Annotated in this window: 13 protein-coding genes; 10 read left to right on the top strand and 3 right to left on the bottom strand. The window is 67.2% G+C overall.

The genetic code is table 11. The features are described from left to right. Positions 1 to 3: 3 nt before the first annotated feature. Positions 4 to 2,277 carry a DPP IV N-terminal domain-containing protein gene (locus tag ASE88_RS14935; protein WP_414893848.1) on the bottom strand — a complete coding sequence of 758 codons (2,274 nt, stop codon included), beginning with the start codon at positions 2,275 to 2,277 and terminating at the stop codon, positions 4 to 6. A gap of 314 nt (positions 2,278 to 2,591) precedes the next feature. Between ASE88_RS14935 and ASE88_RS14930 the strand changes: the two genes are divergently transcribed. From ASE88_RS14930 to ASE88_RS14900, 7 genes are all read left to right on the top strand, one after another. Beyond that, positions 2,592 to 3,272, top strand: a complete 681-nt coding sequence (locus tag ASE88_RS14930; RefSeq protein WP_235525707.1) for a DUF6975 family protein — start codon at positions 2,592 to 2,594, stop codon at positions 3,270 to 3,272. Between the two features lie 67 nt (positions 3,273 to 3,339). Continuing rightward, positions 3,340 to 4,194, top strand: coding sequence for an AAA family ATPase (locus tag ASE88_RS14925; RefSeq protein ID WP_055877619.1), 855 nt, complete (start codon positions 3,340 to 3,342; stop codon positions 4,192 to 4,194). A gap of 230 nt (positions 4,195 to 4,424) precedes the next feature. After that, positions 4,425 to 5,843: a hypothetical protein gene (locus tag ASE88_RS14920; RefSeq protein WP_056478972.1), complete on the top strand. Its 1,419-nt coding sequence runs from the start codon at positions 4,425 to 4,427 to the stop codon at positions 5,841 to 5,843. 49 nt (positions 5,844 to 5,892) lie between these two features. Continuing rightward, positions 5,893 to 6,459, top strand: a complete 567-nt coding sequence (locus tag ASE88_RS14915; protein WP_055877625.1) for a CHAP domain-containing protein — start codon at positions 5,893 to 5,895, stop codon at positions 6,457 to 6,459. A 109-nt stretch (positions 6,460 to 6,568) separates the two neighbouring features. Next, positions 6,569 to 8,482, top strand: coding sequence for a CocE/NonD family hydrolase (locus tag ASE88_RS14910; RefSeq protein ID WP_056479658.1), 1,914 nt, complete (start codon positions 6,569 to 6,571; stop codon positions 8,480 to 8,482). A 12-nt stretch (positions 8,483 to 8,494) separates the two neighbouring features. Continuing rightward, positions 8,495 to 9,673, top strand: a complete 1,179-nt coding sequence (locus tag ASE88_RS14905) for a vWA domain-containing protein (RefSeq protein WP_056478969.1) — start codon at positions 8,495 to 8,497, stop codon at positions 9,671 to 9,673. Positions 9,674 to 9,747: 74 nt separating this feature from the next. Beyond that, a complete protein-coding gene (locus ASE88_RS14900; protein WP_056478966.1) occupies positions 9,748 to 10,089 on the top strand; it encodes a hypothetical protein in 342 nt (113 codons plus the stop codon). A 274-nt stretch (positions 10,090 to 10,363) separates the two neighbouring features. On the opposite strand, the gene ASE88_RS14895 is transcribed toward ASE88_RS14900, so the two are convergent. Further along, positions 10,364 to 11,452 carry an anhydro-N-acetylmuramic acid kinase gene (locus tag ASE88_RS14895; RefSeq protein WP_056478963.1) on the bottom strand — a complete coding sequence of 363 codons (1,089 nt, stop codon included), beginning with the start codon at positions 11,450 to 11,452 and terminating at the stop codon, positions 10,364 to 10,366. Between the two features lie 107 nt (positions 11,453 to 11,559). Here ASE88_RS14895 and rimO point away from each other — a divergent pair, with 107 nt between their 5' ends. Continuing rightward, positions 11,560 to 12,912, top strand: coding sequence for a 30S ribosomal protein S12 methylthiotransferase RimO (rimO, locus tag ASE88_RS14890; RefSeq protein WP_056479655.1), 1,353 nt, complete (start codon positions 11,560 to 11,562; stop codon positions 12,910 to 12,912). Between the two features lie 50 nt (positions 12,913 to 12,962). On the opposite strand, the gene ASE88_RS18985 is transcribed toward rimO, so the two are convergent. Continuing rightward, positions 12,963 to 13,109 (bottom strand): lmo0937 family membrane protein, encoded by a 147-nt coding sequence (locus ASE88_RS18985; RefSeq protein WP_131585347.1) that lies wholly within the window; start codon positions 13,107 to 13,109, stop codon positions 12,963 to 12,965. A 161-nt stretch (positions 13,110 to 13,270) separates the two neighbouring features. Between ASE88_RS18985 and ASE88_RS14885 the strand changes: the two genes are divergently transcribed. After that, entirely contained in the window at positions 13,271 to 14,662 is a 1,392-nt protein-coding gene (locus ASE88_RS14885; protein ID WP_056479652.1) for a serine hydrolase domain-containing protein, read from the top strand. Continuing rightward, positions 14,659 to 16,041, top strand: a complete 1,383-nt coding sequence (locus ASE88_RS14880) for a leucyl aminopeptidase family protein (RefSeq protein ID WP_056478958.1) — start codon at positions 14,659 to 14,661, stop codon at positions 16,039 to 16,041. Before ASE88_RS14885 ends, ASE88_RS14880 begins: the two co-directional genes overlap by 4 nt. The last annotated feature ends 16 nt before the right edge of the window (positions 16,042 to 16,057 follow it).

Genomic DNA, 16,057 nt, shown 5'->3' with positions numbered 1-16,057 from the left:
CGTTTACTTCACCGGTGCTGGCGCCGCCTCGGGAACCGGCTTGTCCTTCACCGTCCGGTCGAGGAAGTTCAGGATCGTCCCCCAGACATGCTCGCTGATCCCCGGCCCCGCCACGCGGTGCGTGTAACCGGGGTAGAACATCATCTCGAATGGCGTCGCGGTTGCCTGCATCCGCGCGGCCACCTTGGTCGAATTGTCGAGGAACACATTGTCGTCCGCCATACCGTGGATCAGCAGCAGCGGGTCGACGATCCTGTTCGCCTCCTCGACCGCCGCCGAGGTGGAATAGCTCGCCGGGTCCTTCGCCGGATCGCCCAGATACCGCTCGGTATAATGCGTGTCGTACAGCTGCCAGTCGGTCACCGGCGCGCCCGACACCGCCGCCGCATAGACGCCCGGCGTCTTCTCCAGCATCTTGAGCGACATATAGCCGCCATAGGACCAGCCATAGGTCGCGATCTTGCTTGGCTCGACGAACGGCAGCGACTTCAGATAGTTCGCGCCCGTCAGCTGGTCCTCGACCTCGACCGTGCCCATCGCGTGATAGATCTGGTCCTCGAACGCCTTGCCGCGGTTATACGAGCCGCGATTGTCGATCTTGAAATAGATCCAGCCGCGATCGACCAGATATTGCGGCAGTCCCCCCTGCCAGCCGCGCGTCACCTGCTGGCCGGTGCCGGGTCCGCCATAATGTTCGAAGAACACCGGGTATTTCTTGCCGGGCTCGAGCGGCGGGGTGATTATCTCGTAATAGAGCGTCATCCCGTTGTTGGCCTTCAGCGTCCCGAACTTGGTCTCCTGATGGCTCTGCAGATACGGGTAATAGGGATGCCCCTCGACCACCGCATTCTCGTTGATCCACGACAGCCGCTTGCCCGTCGCGTCGGCCAGATACACCTGCGTCGGCTGCCTGGTGTTCGAGCGCGAGATGATGAACCGGCTTGCGGCCGCATCCATCGTCGCGCTGTTCCACCAGCCCGCCTCGGTCAGCCTGGTGATCGCGTTCGGCTTGGCGACGTCGACCGAATAGAGCTGCTGCTCGAGCACGTCGTCCTTGTTGCCGAGGAAGAACAGCCGTCCCTTGGCTTCGTCGACCCCCACCAAATCGGTGACGACCCAATCGCCCTTGGTCATCTGCGTCCACTTGCCCGACGCGAACCGGTAGAGATGGCCATAGCCGCTGCGCTCCGACCGCCAGATCAGGCTGCCGTCCTTGAGCACGTGATAGGCGTCGGACAGGTTGAGCCAGCTCTTCACGCCCGATTTCTCGGTGAACAGGACGGTCGACTTGCCCGTCGCCGGATCGACGCGGAGCATCTCGAGCAGCTTCTGGTCGCGGCTCTGGCGCTGGACCAGCAGCATCCGGCCATCGGGTGTCCAGTCGACCCGCGCCAGATAGATATCGGGGTTGGTGCCGAGATCGACCTTCACCTGCCCCGAGCCATCCGGCTTCATGATATATAGCTCGACCAGCACGTTCGGCGTGCCCGCGGCGGGGTAGCGCTGCTCGTACACCTTGGTCCCCGTCGCACCGATCGACGCGCGCGTGGCGGTATGCACCGGCGCCTCGTCGAACCGCTCGACCGCGACATAGCGCTCGTCGGGCGACCACCAGTATCCGGTGCGGCGATCCATTTCCTCCTGCGCGACGAACTCCGCCTCGCCGAAATGCACCGTGCCGCCGCCGCCGGTGGTGACGGCCCGCGCGGCGCCCCCGCCCAGCGGTTGGACGAACACGTTCTGGTCGCGAACGAACGACACGAAGCCCCCCTTGGGGCTGACTACCGGGTTCAGCTCGCCGCCGGGCGTGTTGGTCAGCCGGGTGACCTTACCGTCGAGCCCGGCGAGATACAGGTCGCCATCGAGCGGCACGAGGATCGACTTGCCGTCGGGCGCCCAGTCATAGGCGACGATCCCCTTCTGCCCGCCGATCCGCGCGCGCTCGCGCTGCATCTTCTCGGCCTCGGTGAGTTCCGCGCCGCTGCCGACGGTCTTCGAATCGACCAGCATCCGCGCCTGCCCGGTGGCGGTGTCGACGGCCCATAGATCGAACCGCTCCTTCTCGTCGTCGCGGTTGCGCAGCGACGTCAGCAGCGTGCCGTCGGGCGACAGCCGCACCGCGCGCGGCTGCGATCCCGACAGGTCCGGATTGCCGAACACGCGCGCCATCGTCAGGTCGCCCGGCGTCGCCGCCTCGACCGGCCGCACCGGCGCTGGCTCGGCCACAGGCGTCGCAGCCGCAGGCTTTGGGGCCGGCGTCACCTGATCAGCAGCCATCGCGACGGTTCCGACCGAGGCAAGCGCAAGTCCGAGCAACCATGTTCGCATCCTGTAGACTCCGTGGGATCATCCCGCCGGATACGCCCCGACGGCCCGAAGATATTCGGTGGCGCGTTATCGCGATGGCATGCCGGCACGTAAAGGGCGGATCGCAGCGACGATTCTTGTGCGGAGGCCCGCGGCAATTCTCGCGTTGAGGACGGCACGCGAATTGCGCGACGGCGTAAACCGCGTCTTTACGCGCGTCGTGTAATCGCACCGACGGGCACCTTGCCGTGGGCGATTGGTCCATGGTGCAGCACGAGCGGAGTATGATGGTTTCGACTGCGATACCAATGGGCAGCGAGGCCGCAGGCGCACCCGACGCATGGCAGGCGCTCGTCCGGCTGGGCGAGGCCGACGGCAGCGCGGCGCACCCGCATTTTCGGCGGCTGGTCAGCGGCGGTCAGGGCGCGCGCAACCTGTCCGACGCAGTCCATGCGCTGTGCTCGGTCCATGGCGACCATCCCGGGCTGATCGCCGACGTCATGGCTCGCGCGGTCGAGCCCGACGAACAGGAATGGCTCGCCGCCGCCGCCGCCGGGTTCGTCGACGAACGCAGCTATCTCGCGCAGCTGACCGCCGCGGTGGGGCCGCTGCCATCGACGCCCGGCCAGGCGGAAACCGAGTCGGCGCTGGTCGGCGAACGCCACGCGCTTGAGATGCTCGCCCGGTCCGAGCGACGCGGCTGCGCGACGGGCGCGGTCGCGGCGTTGCTGCGCGACTGGACGGCGATCCGCGCGATGCTCGATGTCGCCGCCGACCATTTCGGTCTCGCCGTGCCTGCCCCGACACTGCCCAGCACGGCCGATACCGCCGCCGCCATCACCCGCCTCGGCCGCGCACCCGGCCCGCAACGCGCGATCCTGTTCGGCGCGCAACAGCTCTTCGCGCAACATCGCGGGCTATGGGCGCTGCTCGAAGCGCGGGCGAGCGCGCGCGGCGATCTGTAACGCGCTTGCGCTGGACGACGCTTCGCCTCTATCCATACCCGGTATTCAGAACCGGACGGGATATCGCATGAAGCGCTTCGAAGGCACCCAGAGCTACGTTGCGACCGACGATCTGAAGGTCGCGGTCAACGCCGCGGTCACGCTGCGCCGTCCGCTGCTGATCAAGGGCGAACCCGGCACCGGCAAGACCGTGCTCGCCTATGAGATCGCGAAAGCGCTCGGCGCGCCGCTGATCGAGTGGAACATCAAGTCGACCACCAAGGCACAGCAGGGCCTGTACGAATATGACGCGGTCGCCCGCCTGCGCGACGGCCAGCTCGGCGACGCGCGCGTCCACGACATCGGCAACTATATCCGCAAGGGCAAGCTCTGGGAGGCGTTCACGCAACCCGCGCCGCCCGTCCTGCTGATCGACGAGATCGACAAGGCCGATATCGAGTTTCCGAACGACCTGTTGCAGGAACTCGATCGGATGGAATTCCACGTCTACGAGACCAAGGAAACCGTTCGCGCGGTCGAGCGCCCGATCGTGATCATCACCAGCAACAACGAGAAGGAACTGCCCGACGCGTTCCTCCGCCGCTGTTTCTTCCACTATATCAAATTCCCCGATCGCAGCACGATGCAGGCGATCGTCGACGTCCATTTCCCCGGCATCCAGAAGATCCTGGTGAGCAAGGCGATGGACCTGTTCTACGACGTCCGCGACGTGCCCGGCCTCAAGAAGAAGCCGAGCACAAGCGAGCTGCTCGACTGGCTGAAACTGCTGCTGCATGAGGACATGCCGCTCGACATCCTCCAGAACCGCGATCCGACCAAGGCGATCCCGCCCTTGCACGGCGCGCTGCTCAAGAATGAGCAGGACGTGATGCTGTTCGAGCGTTTGGCGTTCATGGCGAAGCGACAGAAGAACCAGGGATAAGGACGTCCTTAACGACCTGGCGTCATAGCCTGCGCACGACGCAGCCCGCCTTCCCGATCCTCTCCCGCCAGGGGAAGGTGGCAGGCGCGGCCTGACGGAGGGGGGAGGACACGAAACCGATGGTGCCGCCAACCGCCGCTTCCGACAGGCTAGGCACGCCACCTCCCCTCGAAGACGCGCGACACTCCGCGCCCCGACCGCGGGAGGCACTGGCAGCCCTCGCAGCCATAATGCTGCTCGGCCTCGCGCTGCGCCTGTGGAACGCGCGCGGCGGCCTTTGGGTCGACGAGGCATGGTCCGCGCAGTTCGTCGCGCAGGCCGGCTCCGCCTGGGGAATCGTCTGGCAGATCAACCACGACAATAATCACTATCTCAACAGCCTGTGGATCCTGCTGGTCGGTCCCTATGCATCACCGCTGCTGATCCGTGCGCTGTCGATCGCGACCGGCACGCTCTCGATCGCGGTGGCCGGCGCGATCGGCTGGCGGCGCGACTCCACGACCGGACTGATCGCCGCACTGCTGTTTGCCGTCTCGCCGATCCTCGTCGCTTATGGCGCGGAGGCACGTGGCTATGGTCCGATGCTGCTCGCGATGCTCGTATCGGTCCTGCTGATCGACCGCTGGCTCGACCGCGACCATCATCATGATGGCGCCCCGCCCGCCTGGTCGCTCGCCGCGTTGACGCTGGCGGGTCTGCTCGCCCAACTCACCTATCTGTTCGCGCTCGCGGCGTTCGCCGGCTGGATCGTGACGGCGCGCAGCCGACGCAACTCGATCGACTCCGCGGTCGCCACGACCGCGCGCGCGCTCGGTCCTTCGGCCGCAATGCTGGCGCTGGTCCTCGCCTTCGTCGTCGTCGCCGCCGCTGCCAGCACGACCGGATTCCAGGCTGGCGGCTATCCAGGCTTTACACTCGCTGCAGTCGCCGACGTCCTGGCCGAGACGGTTGCCTACACCATAGGGTTCGCGTTGCCCGCCGCATGGCCGACGATCGGCGTGACGCTGGTCGCGATCGCCGCGCTGCTGATCCGCGCGCATCCCGATCGCCGGCCCTTCTATTTCTTCGCAACGATCGCCTTCTCGCTGGTCCTCGTCGTGGCGCTCTGGCGGATCGGCAATGCCGGGTTCGCACGCTATTATCTGGTCGCCGTCGTCGGGATCCTTCTGCTGCTGGCGGATTCCGCGGGCGCCGCGATCCGTCGCGGCGGCTGGCGCAGCGGCGTATCCATCGTCCTGACCGTGCTGGTGATCGTCGGATGCGTGCGCCGTGACGATGCGCTCGCTCGTGCGGCGCGCGGCGACCCGGACCGCGCCATCGCGACGATGCGGAGCCGGATGCCGCTTGGCGCAACCGTGCTGATCGACAAGATCCGCCCGATCCCGGTGCTCGACATCGCGGCCCGCCGCACCGGATACGCGCTCGCAATCCGCCGGACCTGTCTCGCACCAGCGCCCGCGGCGACCCCGGCTCCAGCGTTCGCCTTCATCGATCTCGAGCGCCGCGCATCTCCGATGCCGTCGATCGCACGCTGCGGCACGGCGTACATCCTCCTACAAACCGGCCGCCATCTCGCCCTGTCCGGTCTGGACTGGGCGCTCTACGCAAGCGCCGATCCGCCCGAAAAACGCGGCCAAGCCAGGCGTTAACCAAAACGCGAAACCGACCAGTCACCGACCGCTGCCTATCGTCGGCGCTATGAAGCGAATCCCCCGAACGCTCCTCAGCCTCGCGATTGCCGCCACCGCCGCGACCAGCGCCAATGCCAGTTCGCTGCTCGACTATGTCGGCCAGTGTGTCCCCTTCGCCCGCGCCGCGTCGGGGATCCAGATTTACGGCAACGCCTGGACCTGGTGGGAACAGGCCGACGGCCGCTACGAACGCACGCACAAGCCAAAGGAAGGCGCGGTAATCGTGTTCGAGAAGACCAAGCGCCTGCCGATGGGGCATGTCGCGGTCGTCAGCCGCGTGGTCGAGAAGCGCGTCGTGATGCTGACGCACGCCAACTGGTCGCGCCAGAACGGGGAGCGCGGGCATGCCGAACAGGACGTCACGCTGTTCGACGTGTCGCGCAACAACGACTGGAGCGACGTAAAGGTCTGGTACAAGGACGTCGACGGCCTCGGCGGCGGGGTCTATCCGGTGTACGGCTTCATCTACGGCCATGCGCACGCCGCCCCCGAACTCACGAGCCGCAACCCCGACTATGTCGGTGCGCTGATCGACGCCTATGTCCCCGGCAGCGGCGAACCGATCGCGCGCTGAGGCACCGGTGCCGTCATCCTGACGAAAGTCAGGATGACGGCGTGAGCGGTGTTGCCGCCACCCGCCAAACCGTGCCACCACCGTTGCAGAAAAGACGGTGAGGATGACGATGCGGTTCAAGGCTTTTACGACGATCACGCTCGCGCTGCTCGCCACGTCCGCGCCCGCGATCGTCGGCGCGCAGAAGGAAAAGGCCCCGCCCCCCGGCGGCGACATCCCCGCCAGGTTCGTCCCCGCCAACGCAAGCTTCGATTTCGACCGCCGCGAGGTCGAGATCCCGATGCGCGACGGCGTCACGCTCCACGCGGTCATCGTCCAGCGCAAGGGCCTCACCGACGCCCCGATCCTGCTCCAGCGCACGCCCTATAATGCCGAGAGCGTCGCCAGCCGATCGTCGAGTTCGAGCGGCGCGATGACCCTGCGCGCGCCGGACGCGATGTTCTTCGACGCAGGCTATATCCGCGTGTTCGAGGACGTCCGCGGCAAGAACGGCTCGAACGGCGCCTATATCAACGAACGCCCGCTCATCGGCCCGCTCAACAAGACCAAGGTCGATCACTCCACCGACGCCTACGACACGATCGACTGGCTCGTGAAAAACCTCAAGAACAGCAACGGCCGCGTCGGCATCATCGGCGGCAGCTATGACGGCATGATGGCCGCGATGGCACTGGTGAACCCGCACCCCGCGCTAAAGGCCGCGGTGCCGATGAACCCGGTGATCAACACCTGGAAGGGCGACGACGATTTCCACGGCGGCGCGTTCCGGCAGGTCGGCTACGATTATTACTACAGCCAGGACGCCGCGAAGGGTGAGGCCGGCGACCTGTGGCGCGACGCATACGACGATTACGACACGTTCCTGCGCGCCGGATCCGCGAGCGATTTCGTGAAGAGCCGCGGGCTCGGACAACTCCCGTTCGTCAACCGGATGCACGATCACCCGGCCTACGACGCGTTCTGGCAGGGCCAGGCGCTCGAGACGATCCTGCCCAAGCAGCCGCAGACGGTGCAGACGCTCTGGGTCGCCAGCCAGTGGGATCAGGAAGACATTTACGGTGCGGTCGCAGCGTATGAGGCGGTGTCGAAGGTCGATCCCAACCACGTCAACCACTTAGCGCTCGGCCCCTGGGCGCATGGCGGCGCGAACGGCGACGGCTCCACGCTCGGCGCGATCCGCTTCGATGCCGACACCGCGCTCTGGTTCCGCAAGACCGTCCTGCTCCCCTTCCTCGACGGCGCGCTCAAGACCGGCGCGACGCCCGCGCCGCTCGCCCCCGTCACCGCGTTCCAGACCGGCACGAACCAGTGGCAGACGCTCGCCGGCTGGCCGAGTTCGACCGCCACGCAGAAACTCTACTTCCAGCCCATGAGCGGCCTCGCCCCGACCGCGCCTGTCCAGGACGGTCACGACGACTATGTCTCCGATCCCGCCAAGCCGATCCCGTATCGCCTCCGCCCGATCCGCCCGACCTACGCGACCGGCTCGACCTGGCGGCAGTGGCTCGTCGACGACCAGCGCCCGTTCTCGGACCGCACCGACGTTCTGACCTACCAGACGCCGCCACTGACCAGCGCGGTCGCGATCGCCGGCGCACCCGTCGCGGACCTGATCGCCAGCACCACCGGCACCGACGGCGATTTCGTCGTGAAGCTGATCGACGTCTACCCCGCGGAATATTCCGACAAACCCGAAATGGGCGGCTACCAACTCGCCGTCTCGATGGACATCCTGCGCGGCCGCTACCGCGACGGCTTCGACAAGCCCACGCCGATCGTCGCCGGCCAGCCGACGCACTTCCGCATCGTCCTGCCCAACGCGTCGCATGTGTTCCTGCCCGGCCACCGGATCATGGTGCAGGTCCAGTCGAGCTGGTTCCCGCTCTACGACCGCAACCCGCAGACCTATGTCGCCAACATCTTCGACGCCAAGCCCGGCGACTATCGCAAGGCCACGATCAGCGTCTTCCATGCGCCGACCCAAGCCAGCGCGATCGAACTGCCGATCGCCGCGGCGAAGTGAGGAAATGACGCCATGTTCCTGAACTTCCTCGACGAACTGCGCAGCGCCGGCATCCCGGCCAGCCTCAAGGAGCATCTGATCCTGCTCGAGGCGCTCGACGCCGAGGTGATCGAGCGGACGCCCGAGGACTTCTACTACCTCTCCCGCGCGGTGTACGTGAAGGACGAGGGGCTGCTCGACAAGTTCGACCAGGTCTTCGCCAAGGTCTTCCGCGGCCTCGCCACCAGCTACGGCACCGCCCCCGGCGACGTGCCCGAGGACTGGCTGAAGGCGGTCGCCGAGAAATTCCTGACCCCTGAGGAAATGGCCGCGATCAAGTCGCTGGGGTCGTGGGACGAGATCATGGAGACGCTCAAGAAACGTCTCGAGGAGCAGAAGGAACGTCATCAGGGCGGCAACAAATGGGTCGGTACCGGCGGCACGTCGCCCTACGGCAATGGCGGCTACAACCCCGAAGGCGTCCGCATCGGCGGCGAGAGCACGCACAAGCGCGCGCTGAAGGTCTGGGACCAGCGCGAGTTCCGCAACCTCGACAACACGCGCGAACTCGGCACGCGCAACATCAAGGTGGCGCTCCGCCGCCTGCGCCGGTTCGCACGCGACGGCGCCGCCGACGAACTCGACATCGACGGCACGATCGCCGGCACTGCGAGGCAAGGCTATCTCGACATCGTCATGCGCGCCGAGCGCCGCAATGCGGTCAAGCTGCTGCTGTTCCTTGACGTCGGCGGCTCGATGGATCCGTTCGTGAAGCTCTGCGAGGAACTCTTCTCGGCCGCGACGACCGAGTTCAAGAACCTCGAATTCTTCTACTTCCACAACTGCCCGTACGAAGGCGTGTGGAAGGACAACACGCGCCGTTTCGCCGAACGCACGCCGCTGTGGGACGTGCTCCACAAGTTCGGGCATGATTACAAACTCATCTTCGTCGGCGACGCGTCGATGAGCCCGTACGAGATCACGCATCCCGGCGGCTCGGTCGAGCATTTCAACGAGGAGCCGGGCGCGGTCTGGATGCAGCGGTTGACCACCACCTATCCGGCGGCGGCGTGGCTCAACCCGGTGCCCGAGGCGCAATGGGGCTATTCGCAAAGCGTCCGGATCATCCACGAGCTGATGACCGACCGGATGTACCCGCTAAGCCTTGCCGGGCTCGACGACGCGATGCGCGAGCTGACGCGCAAACGCTAGACAGGCGGCCGTAACGGAACCGTCATGGAGGCGGTCGGTTTAGCGTGCATCATTTGCAATCCAAGGAACGCCTGATGTCGTCGATCCCCAACTCCGCCATGCCGCACGCCAAGGTCCATCACGACGACGATCACAAGCCGAAGCCGCCCAAGCCCCCCAAGGCTGGCGCGAGCGACTGGGTCGAGGACGCGACCGACGCAGCAAAGGCCGGGCTGGCGACGGCGACGGACGCGGTGAAGTCGCACCCGAAGACCGCGATCGCGGTCGGCGCGACGGTCATCGCAGGGATCGCAGCGGCGATCGCAGCGCCAGCCCTGCGCGCCAAGGACTCGGCCGAGAAGAAGCCAGACCCGAAGAAGCCCGCGCCGCGCGAGCCCGAGCCAAAGAAGCCGGCCAAGGCGAAGAAGCCGCACTGATCCGCACGCGGCCCCTCCGACATACCACCCCGGCGAAGGCCGGGGTCCAGTTGGAAAGGTCGCAGTAACGGAGCACCACGTTAGTTGGCAACGTCCCCCAACTGGACCCCAGCCTCCGCCGGGGTGGAAGCAGATGGGACGCGAGAAAGGGGGGGCGAGCGCTCTAACTCAGGCTCCCCCCGCCTCCTCGTTCTCCCGCGAAGGCGGAAGCCCAGCCTGGGCTCCCGCCTTCGCGGGAGAACATACTTTCTCCGAAGGGCTCCCCCGCCCCGACTCAAACCATGTCGACCACCCCGCCAGCCATCGCCACCGGCACCCCCGTCGTCCCCGGAAAACTGATCGGCAGCCCCCTGAGCGTCCGCACCGCCATATAGGCGAACCCCTCCGCCTCCAGCGCATCGCCATTCCACCCAAGCGCATCGGTCGGCTCGACCACCAGCCCGGTCCGCTCCGCAATCATCGCCAGCATCGTCGGGTTATGCCGCCCCCCGCCCGCCACCAGCAACCGCACCGGCCGCGCGGGCAACTGCCGCACCGCCTCCGCCACCGTCGCCGCGGTAAACGCGGTCAACGTCGTCGCCCCGTCAGCCGCCGACAACCCCCGCGCCGGCTGGATCGTGAAATCATTCCGATCGAGCGATTTCGGCGGCGGCGCATCGAAAAACGGGTGGTCGAGCATCGCGGTCAGCACCGTCTCGTCGACCCGCCCCGACGCCGCCAGCGCGCCCCCCGCATCGTAGCGCGCGCCCGTCTCCGCCTCGACCCAGCTGTCGATCAACCCGTTCGCCGGCCCTGTATCGAACGCGACCAGAGCCTCCGCCCCGCCGGGAATGAAGGTGATGTTCCCCACCCCGCCAAGGTTCAGCACCGCGACCGGCCCCTCGAGCCCCGCCGCCAACGCCGCATGATAGACCGGCAGCAACGGCGCCCCCTGCCCGCCCGCCGCGACGTCCGCCGAGCGAAAGTCCGACACCGTCGTGATCCCCGTCGCGCGCGCGACCGCGGCACCGTCGCCGATCTGCCACGTCCAGCGCCGGTCCGGCCGGTGCGCGATCGTCTGGCCGTGAAAGCCGATCACGCCGACATCCGCCGCCGCCACGCCCGCATCGGCGAGCAGCTTGTGCACCGCGAACACATGCGCGCGCGTGATGAGCTCGCCCGCCGCGACGACCGGCGGGCTCGCGCGCGGCCGTTCGAACGTCAGCGCCATCCGCGTCGCCTCCGCGAGCTGAGCGCGCGCGGCATCCGAATAGGGTTCGCCGCGAAACGCGATCGCCCGCACGAACGCCTCGCCGTCGGTTTCGATCAGCGCGGCATCGATCCCGTCGAGCGACGTTCCCGACATCAGTCCAATCGCCAGCATATCGGTTCCTTCTCGCACAATCTGCCCACCCATGGCGCCCCCTCTTGGATGATGCATTTTCCGCCGCCTAGAAAAAACCGAACTTTGCGCCTATGTGCGCAGGCTTCATGGCAACATTACTCCCCTCCCCGCCGAAAATCGGCATGGTCTCGCTCGGCTGTCCGAAGAACCTCGTCGATAGCGAACGGATCCTCACGCAGCTGCGCGGCGACGGCTATCAGATGTCGCCGGATTATGCCGGCGCGGATATCGTGCTGGTCAATACCTGCGGCTTCCTTGATTCGGCGAAGGAGGAAAGCCTCGAGGCGATCGGCGAAGCCATCGCCGAGAATGGCCGAGTCATCGTCACCGGCTGCATGGGCAAGGAAGCCGACGCGATCCGCGCGCGCTTCCCGCAGGTGCTCGCGATCACCGGCGCGCACGAATATGAGCAGGTCGTCGGCGCGGTCCACGAGGCCGCCCCGATGCCGCCATCGGCGTTCCTCAACCTGATCCCCGACGCCGGGCTGAAGCTGACGCCGCGCCACTACAGCTATCTGAAGATTTCGGAAGGCTGCAACCACCGCTGCTCGTTCTGCATCATCCCGTCGTTACGCGGCGACCTGGTCAGCCGCCGCCCCGACGCGATCCTGCGCGAGGCCGAAAAGCTCGTCGAAGCGGGCACCAAGGAACTGCTGGTCATCAGCCAGGACACCTCGGCCTATGGCGTCGACCTGCGCCACGCCAGCTGGCCGGTGAAGTCCGGCGGCCCGATGTCACGCAGCGAGGCCCGCGAGGTCCGCGCGCACATGACCGACCTGTCGCGCGAACTCGGCAAGATCGCCCCCTGGGTGCGCCTCCACTACGTCTACCCCTATCCGCACGTCGATCACGTCATCCCGCTGATGGCGGAGGGTCTCGTGCTGCCCTATCTCGACATCCCGTTCCAGCATGCCGCGCCGTCGGTGCTGCGCCGGATGAAGCGCCCCGGCAACGACGCCAAGGTGCTCCAGCGCATCCACAAATGGCGCGAGATCGCGCCCGACATCACGATCCGCTCGACCTTCGTCGTCGGCTTCCCCGGCGAGACCGAGGAGGATTTCCAATATCTGCTCGACTGGCTCGACGAAGCGCAGCTCGACCGGGTCGGCGCGTTCCGCTTCGAACCCGTCGAGGGCGCCGCGGCCAACGCGCTGCCCGACCATGTGCCCGAAGAGCTCAAGGAAGAGCGCTACGCCCGCATCATGGAAAAGACCGCGGCAATCTCTGCGGCCAAGCTGCAGGCGAAAATCGGGCGCACGCTCGACGTGATAATCGATGCGGTCGACGAGGAAGGCGCGACCGGCCGTTCCAAGGCCGATGCGCCCGAGATCGACGGCGAAGTCTTCCTGCGCGACGCCGGCCATCTGACGGTCGGCGATATCATACCGGTTACGATCGAGGACGCCGACGACCACGATCTCTACGGCGTCCCGGTCTAAGCTATAGACCGTACAGGCCGCTCTCCCGCGCAAGCGGGAGAGCGGCTAGCTCAGACGACGCTGCGCCCGGTGAACAGCTTGATCAGCACGACGACGACGGCGATCACCAGCAGGATGTGGATGAGCCCGCCCGCGACATGGAAGGCGAACCCGGCCAGCCAGAGAATCAGCAGGATGACGGCGATGGTATACAGCATGGTTCTAGTCCCCTCGGAAGTGACGGGCTCCCGGCCCCGCAATGAAACGTCGCTCTATTGATCCATGTTCCGTCATTTCTGCCATAGTCTAACCCGTTCTACTGCCGCGTAATTAAAATCGCGGCGTTGCACCGACGACCCGGTTCTGCTTCGTTGTGGCGATGTTGACCCGCTTTCTCGCCGTCGCCGCGCTGCTGCCGGCTCCCGCCATCGCCCAATCGCTCACCCCCGCCGAGACCGCGCAGATCGACACGCTCGTCGCCGGCGCGCTCGGCGATACCGGCGTGCCTTCCGCCTCGATCGCGGTGGTTCGCGGCGGGCGGATCGTGTTCGCCAAGGCGTACGGCAAACCCTCCGAAGCGATCGCCAAGGCGGACCCGAAGCTCCCCTACCAGATCGCCTCGATCTCCAAGCAGTTCACCGCCGCCGCGCTCCTGCTGCTCGAGGACGAGGGCAAGCTGAGCCTTGACGACACCGTCGCGAAGTACATCCCCGGCATCACCGGCGGCGACCGCATCACGATCCGCCAATTGCTCAGCCACACCTCGGGGCTGCAGGATTACTGGCCGCAGGATTACAGCTTCGCCGCGATGGACAAGCCCGTCACGCCGCAGCAGATCGTCGACCGCTGGGCAAAGAAACCGCTCGATTTCGCACCCGGCACGCAGTGGCAATATTCGAACACGGGCTATGTCGTCGCCGGGATGATCGTCGAGAAGGTCTCGGGGCAACCGCTGCTCAACTTCCTCCAGCAGCGCATCTTCAAGCCGCTCGATATCCGCGCGCTCGACCAGGACAAGGCGATCGGCAAGGCGTTCCCGCAAGGCTATGGCCGGTTCGCGCTCGGCCCCGTCCGCGCCGAGACGCCAAGCGCGGACGGCTGGCTCTACGCCGCCGGCGAACTCTCGATGAGCGCCGAAGACCTCGCCAAATGGGACGTCGCCCGCCTCACCCGCACCACGCTGCCCGCCGACGACTGGGCCGCGCAGGAAACCCCCGTCAAGCTCGCCGACGGATCGAGCAACGGCTACGGCCTCGGCGTTTTCACCGGCAGCGCGGACGGCCGTCGGTATGTCGAGCATAGCGGCGAGGCGGTCGGCTTCCTGTCCGAGAACATCGTCTACCCCGACGACAAGGCCGCGATCGTCGTCCTCACCAACAGCTGGTTCAGCGACGCGGTCGGCCGCATCTCCGGCGGCATCGTCAAGATTGTCCTGCCCCCCGCGCCCGCCAATGCAGAAGACACCGCCGCGCTCGCCCGCGCGCGCACCGTCTACGACCAGCTCCGCACCGGCACGCTCGACCGCAAGGGGCTGACCGAAGACGCCAATTACTACTTCAAGCCGGTCGCGCTCGCCGACTACAAGACCAGCCTCGGCGCGCTGGGCGAGCCCACCGCATTCGTGCAAACCGGCAAGACCCGCTTGCGCGGCGGCTTCGTCAACCGCACCTATCGGATAACCTATCCCGACCGCACGCTCTCGCTCAGCACCTATGCCGAGCCCGGCGCGAACGGCCGGTACGAACAGTTTTTGGTGGCACCCGCTTCATGACCGACTTCGCTTCGATGCTCCTGCCCGACCGCGGCCAGCCCGCGCGGACCATCCACGTCGTCCATCCCGACGCCTACGACGCCTGGCTCGGCACGCAGCCGCAGCGCGTCCGCACGACCGTCGCCGCACACCGCCTGACCGGAAAAGCGGGCGACCGCGCCGTCCTCCCCGGCGACAGCGCCGAAGACTGGTCGATGCTGCTGGTCTGCAACGAAGCGCTGACGTCGCCGTGGCGGATCGCCTCGCTCGGCGCGTCGCTGCCCGCGGGCACTTATCGCCTCGCCGACGGCCCGGTCGGCGCCGCCGGGCTCGGCTGGATGCTCGCCCAGCACCAGTTCACGCGCTACGTGAAGCCCGATCCGATCGGCGCACGCATCCTGCTGACCGCCGACGCCGCACCGATCGACGAGACCGTGCGCCTCGCCGAGGCCACGGCTATGGTCCGCGATCTGGTCAACACCGGCGCCTCCGACATGGGCCCCGCCGACCTCGAAGCCGCCGCCGAGACGCTCGCGAAACGGCACGGCGCGACCGTCACGGTCACGCGCGGCGACGCGCTCGCGACCGGCTACCCGATGATCCACGCGGTCGGCCAGGCCGCCGCCAAGGACCGCGCGCCGCGACTGATCGAGCTCGAATGGGGCGACCCCGCGCACCCGCGCATCGCGCTGGTCGGCAAGGGCGTCACCTTCGACACCGGCGGGCTCGACATCAAGCCGTCCGCGGGCATGCGGCTGATGAAGAAGGACATGGGCGGCGCCGCGCACGCGCTCGCGCTGGCGAGTCTCGTGATGGCGGCCAAGCTCCCCGTCCGCCTCCACCTCCTGATCCCCGCGGTCGAAAACGCGATCGCGGGCAACGCCTTCCGCCCCGGCGACGTGCTGGCCACGCGCCAAGGCCTGACGGTCGAAAACACCAACACCGATGCGGAGGGCCGCCTCGTCCTCGGCGACGCGCTCACCAAGGCAGGCGAGAGCAACCCTACGCTGATCCTCGACTTCGCCACGCTCACCGGCGCGGCGCGCGTCGCGCTGGGTCCAGACCTCCCGCCGCTGTTCACCGACAACGAAGCGCTCGCCGCCGACCTGCTCGCGGCCGGGATAGCGGAGACAGACCCGATGTGGCGCCTGCCGCTCTGGAACGCCTATGACGAGATGCTGCGCTCGGACGTCGCGGACATGGTCAACGCCCCCGATGGCGGCTTTGCCGGCGCGGTCACGGCCGCGCTGTTCCTGCGCCGGTTCGTCCCCAAGGGCACCGCCTGGGCGCATCTCGACGTGTTCGCCTGGCGTCCATCGGCGAAACCCGGTCGGCCAAAAGGCGGTGAGGCCTATGCCTTGCGTGCCACCTTCGCGATGCTGGCGAAGCGGTTCGGCTAGCCGGTTCCCCCGCTGA

Source organism: Sphingomonas sp. Leaf38 (assembly GCF_001421825.1).
Taxonomy (GTDB): Bacteria; Pseudomonadota; Alphaproteobacteria; order Sphingomonadales; family Sphingomonadaceae; genus Sphingomonas.
This window is presented reverse-complemented; position numbering and strand designations above follow the sequence as displayed.

Excerpts from the sequence above, each read along its gene's own strand:
- ASE88_RS14935 (WP_414893848.1), bottom strand. The coding sequence starts at position 2,277 with ATGGCTGCTGATCAGGTGACGCCGGCCCCAAAGCCTGCGGCTGCGACG.
- ASE88_RS14930 (WP_235525707.1), top strand. The coding sequence starts at position 2,592 with ATGATGGTTTCGACTGCGATACCAATGGGCAGCGAGGCCGCAGGCGCA.
- ASE88_RS14925 (WP_055877619.1), top strand. The coding sequence starts at position 3,340 with ATGAAGCGCTTCGAAGGCACCCAGAGCTACGTTGCGACCGACGATCTG.
- ASE88_RS14920 (WP_056478972.1), top strand. The coding sequence starts at position 4,425 with ATGCTGCTCGGCCTCGCGCTGCGCCTGTGGAACGCGCGCGGCGGCCTT.
- ASE88_RS14915 (WP_055877625.1), top strand. The coding sequence starts at position 5,893 with ATGAAGCGAATCCCCCGAACGCTCCTCAGCCTCGCGATTGCCGCCACC.
- ASE88_RS14910 (WP_056479658.1), top strand. The coding sequence starts at position 6,569 with ATGCGGTTCAAGGCTTTTACGACGATCACGCTCGCGCTGCTCGCCACG.
- ASE88_RS14905 (WP_056478969.1), top strand. The coding sequence starts at position 8,495 with ATGTTCCTGAACTTCCTCGACGAACTGCGCAGCGCCGGCATCCCGGCC.
- ASE88_RS14900 (WP_056478966.1), top strand. The coding sequence starts at position 9,748 with ATGTCGTCGATCCCCAACTCCGCCATGCCGCACGCCAAGGTCCATCAC.
- ASE88_RS14895 (WP_056478963.1), bottom strand. The coding sequence starts at position 11,452 with ATGCTGGCGATTGGACTGATGTCGGGAACGTCGCTCGACGGGATCGAT.
- rimO (WP_056479655.1), top strand. The coding sequence starts at position 11,560 with ATGGCAACATTACTCCCCTCCCCGCCGAAAATCGGCATGGTCTCGCTC.
- ASE88_RS18985 (WP_131585347.1), bottom strand. The coding sequence starts at position 13,109 with ATGCTGTATACCATCGCCGTCATCCTGCTGATTCTCTGGCTGGCCGGG.
- ASE88_RS14885 (WP_056479652.1), top strand. The coding sequence starts at position 13,271 with ATGTTGACCCGCTTTCTCGCCGTCGCCGCGCTGCTGCCGGCTCCCGCC.
- ASE88_RS14880 (WP_056478958.1), top strand. The coding sequence starts at position 14,659 with ATGACCGACTTCGCTTCGATGCTCCTGCCCGACCGCGGCCAGCCCGCG.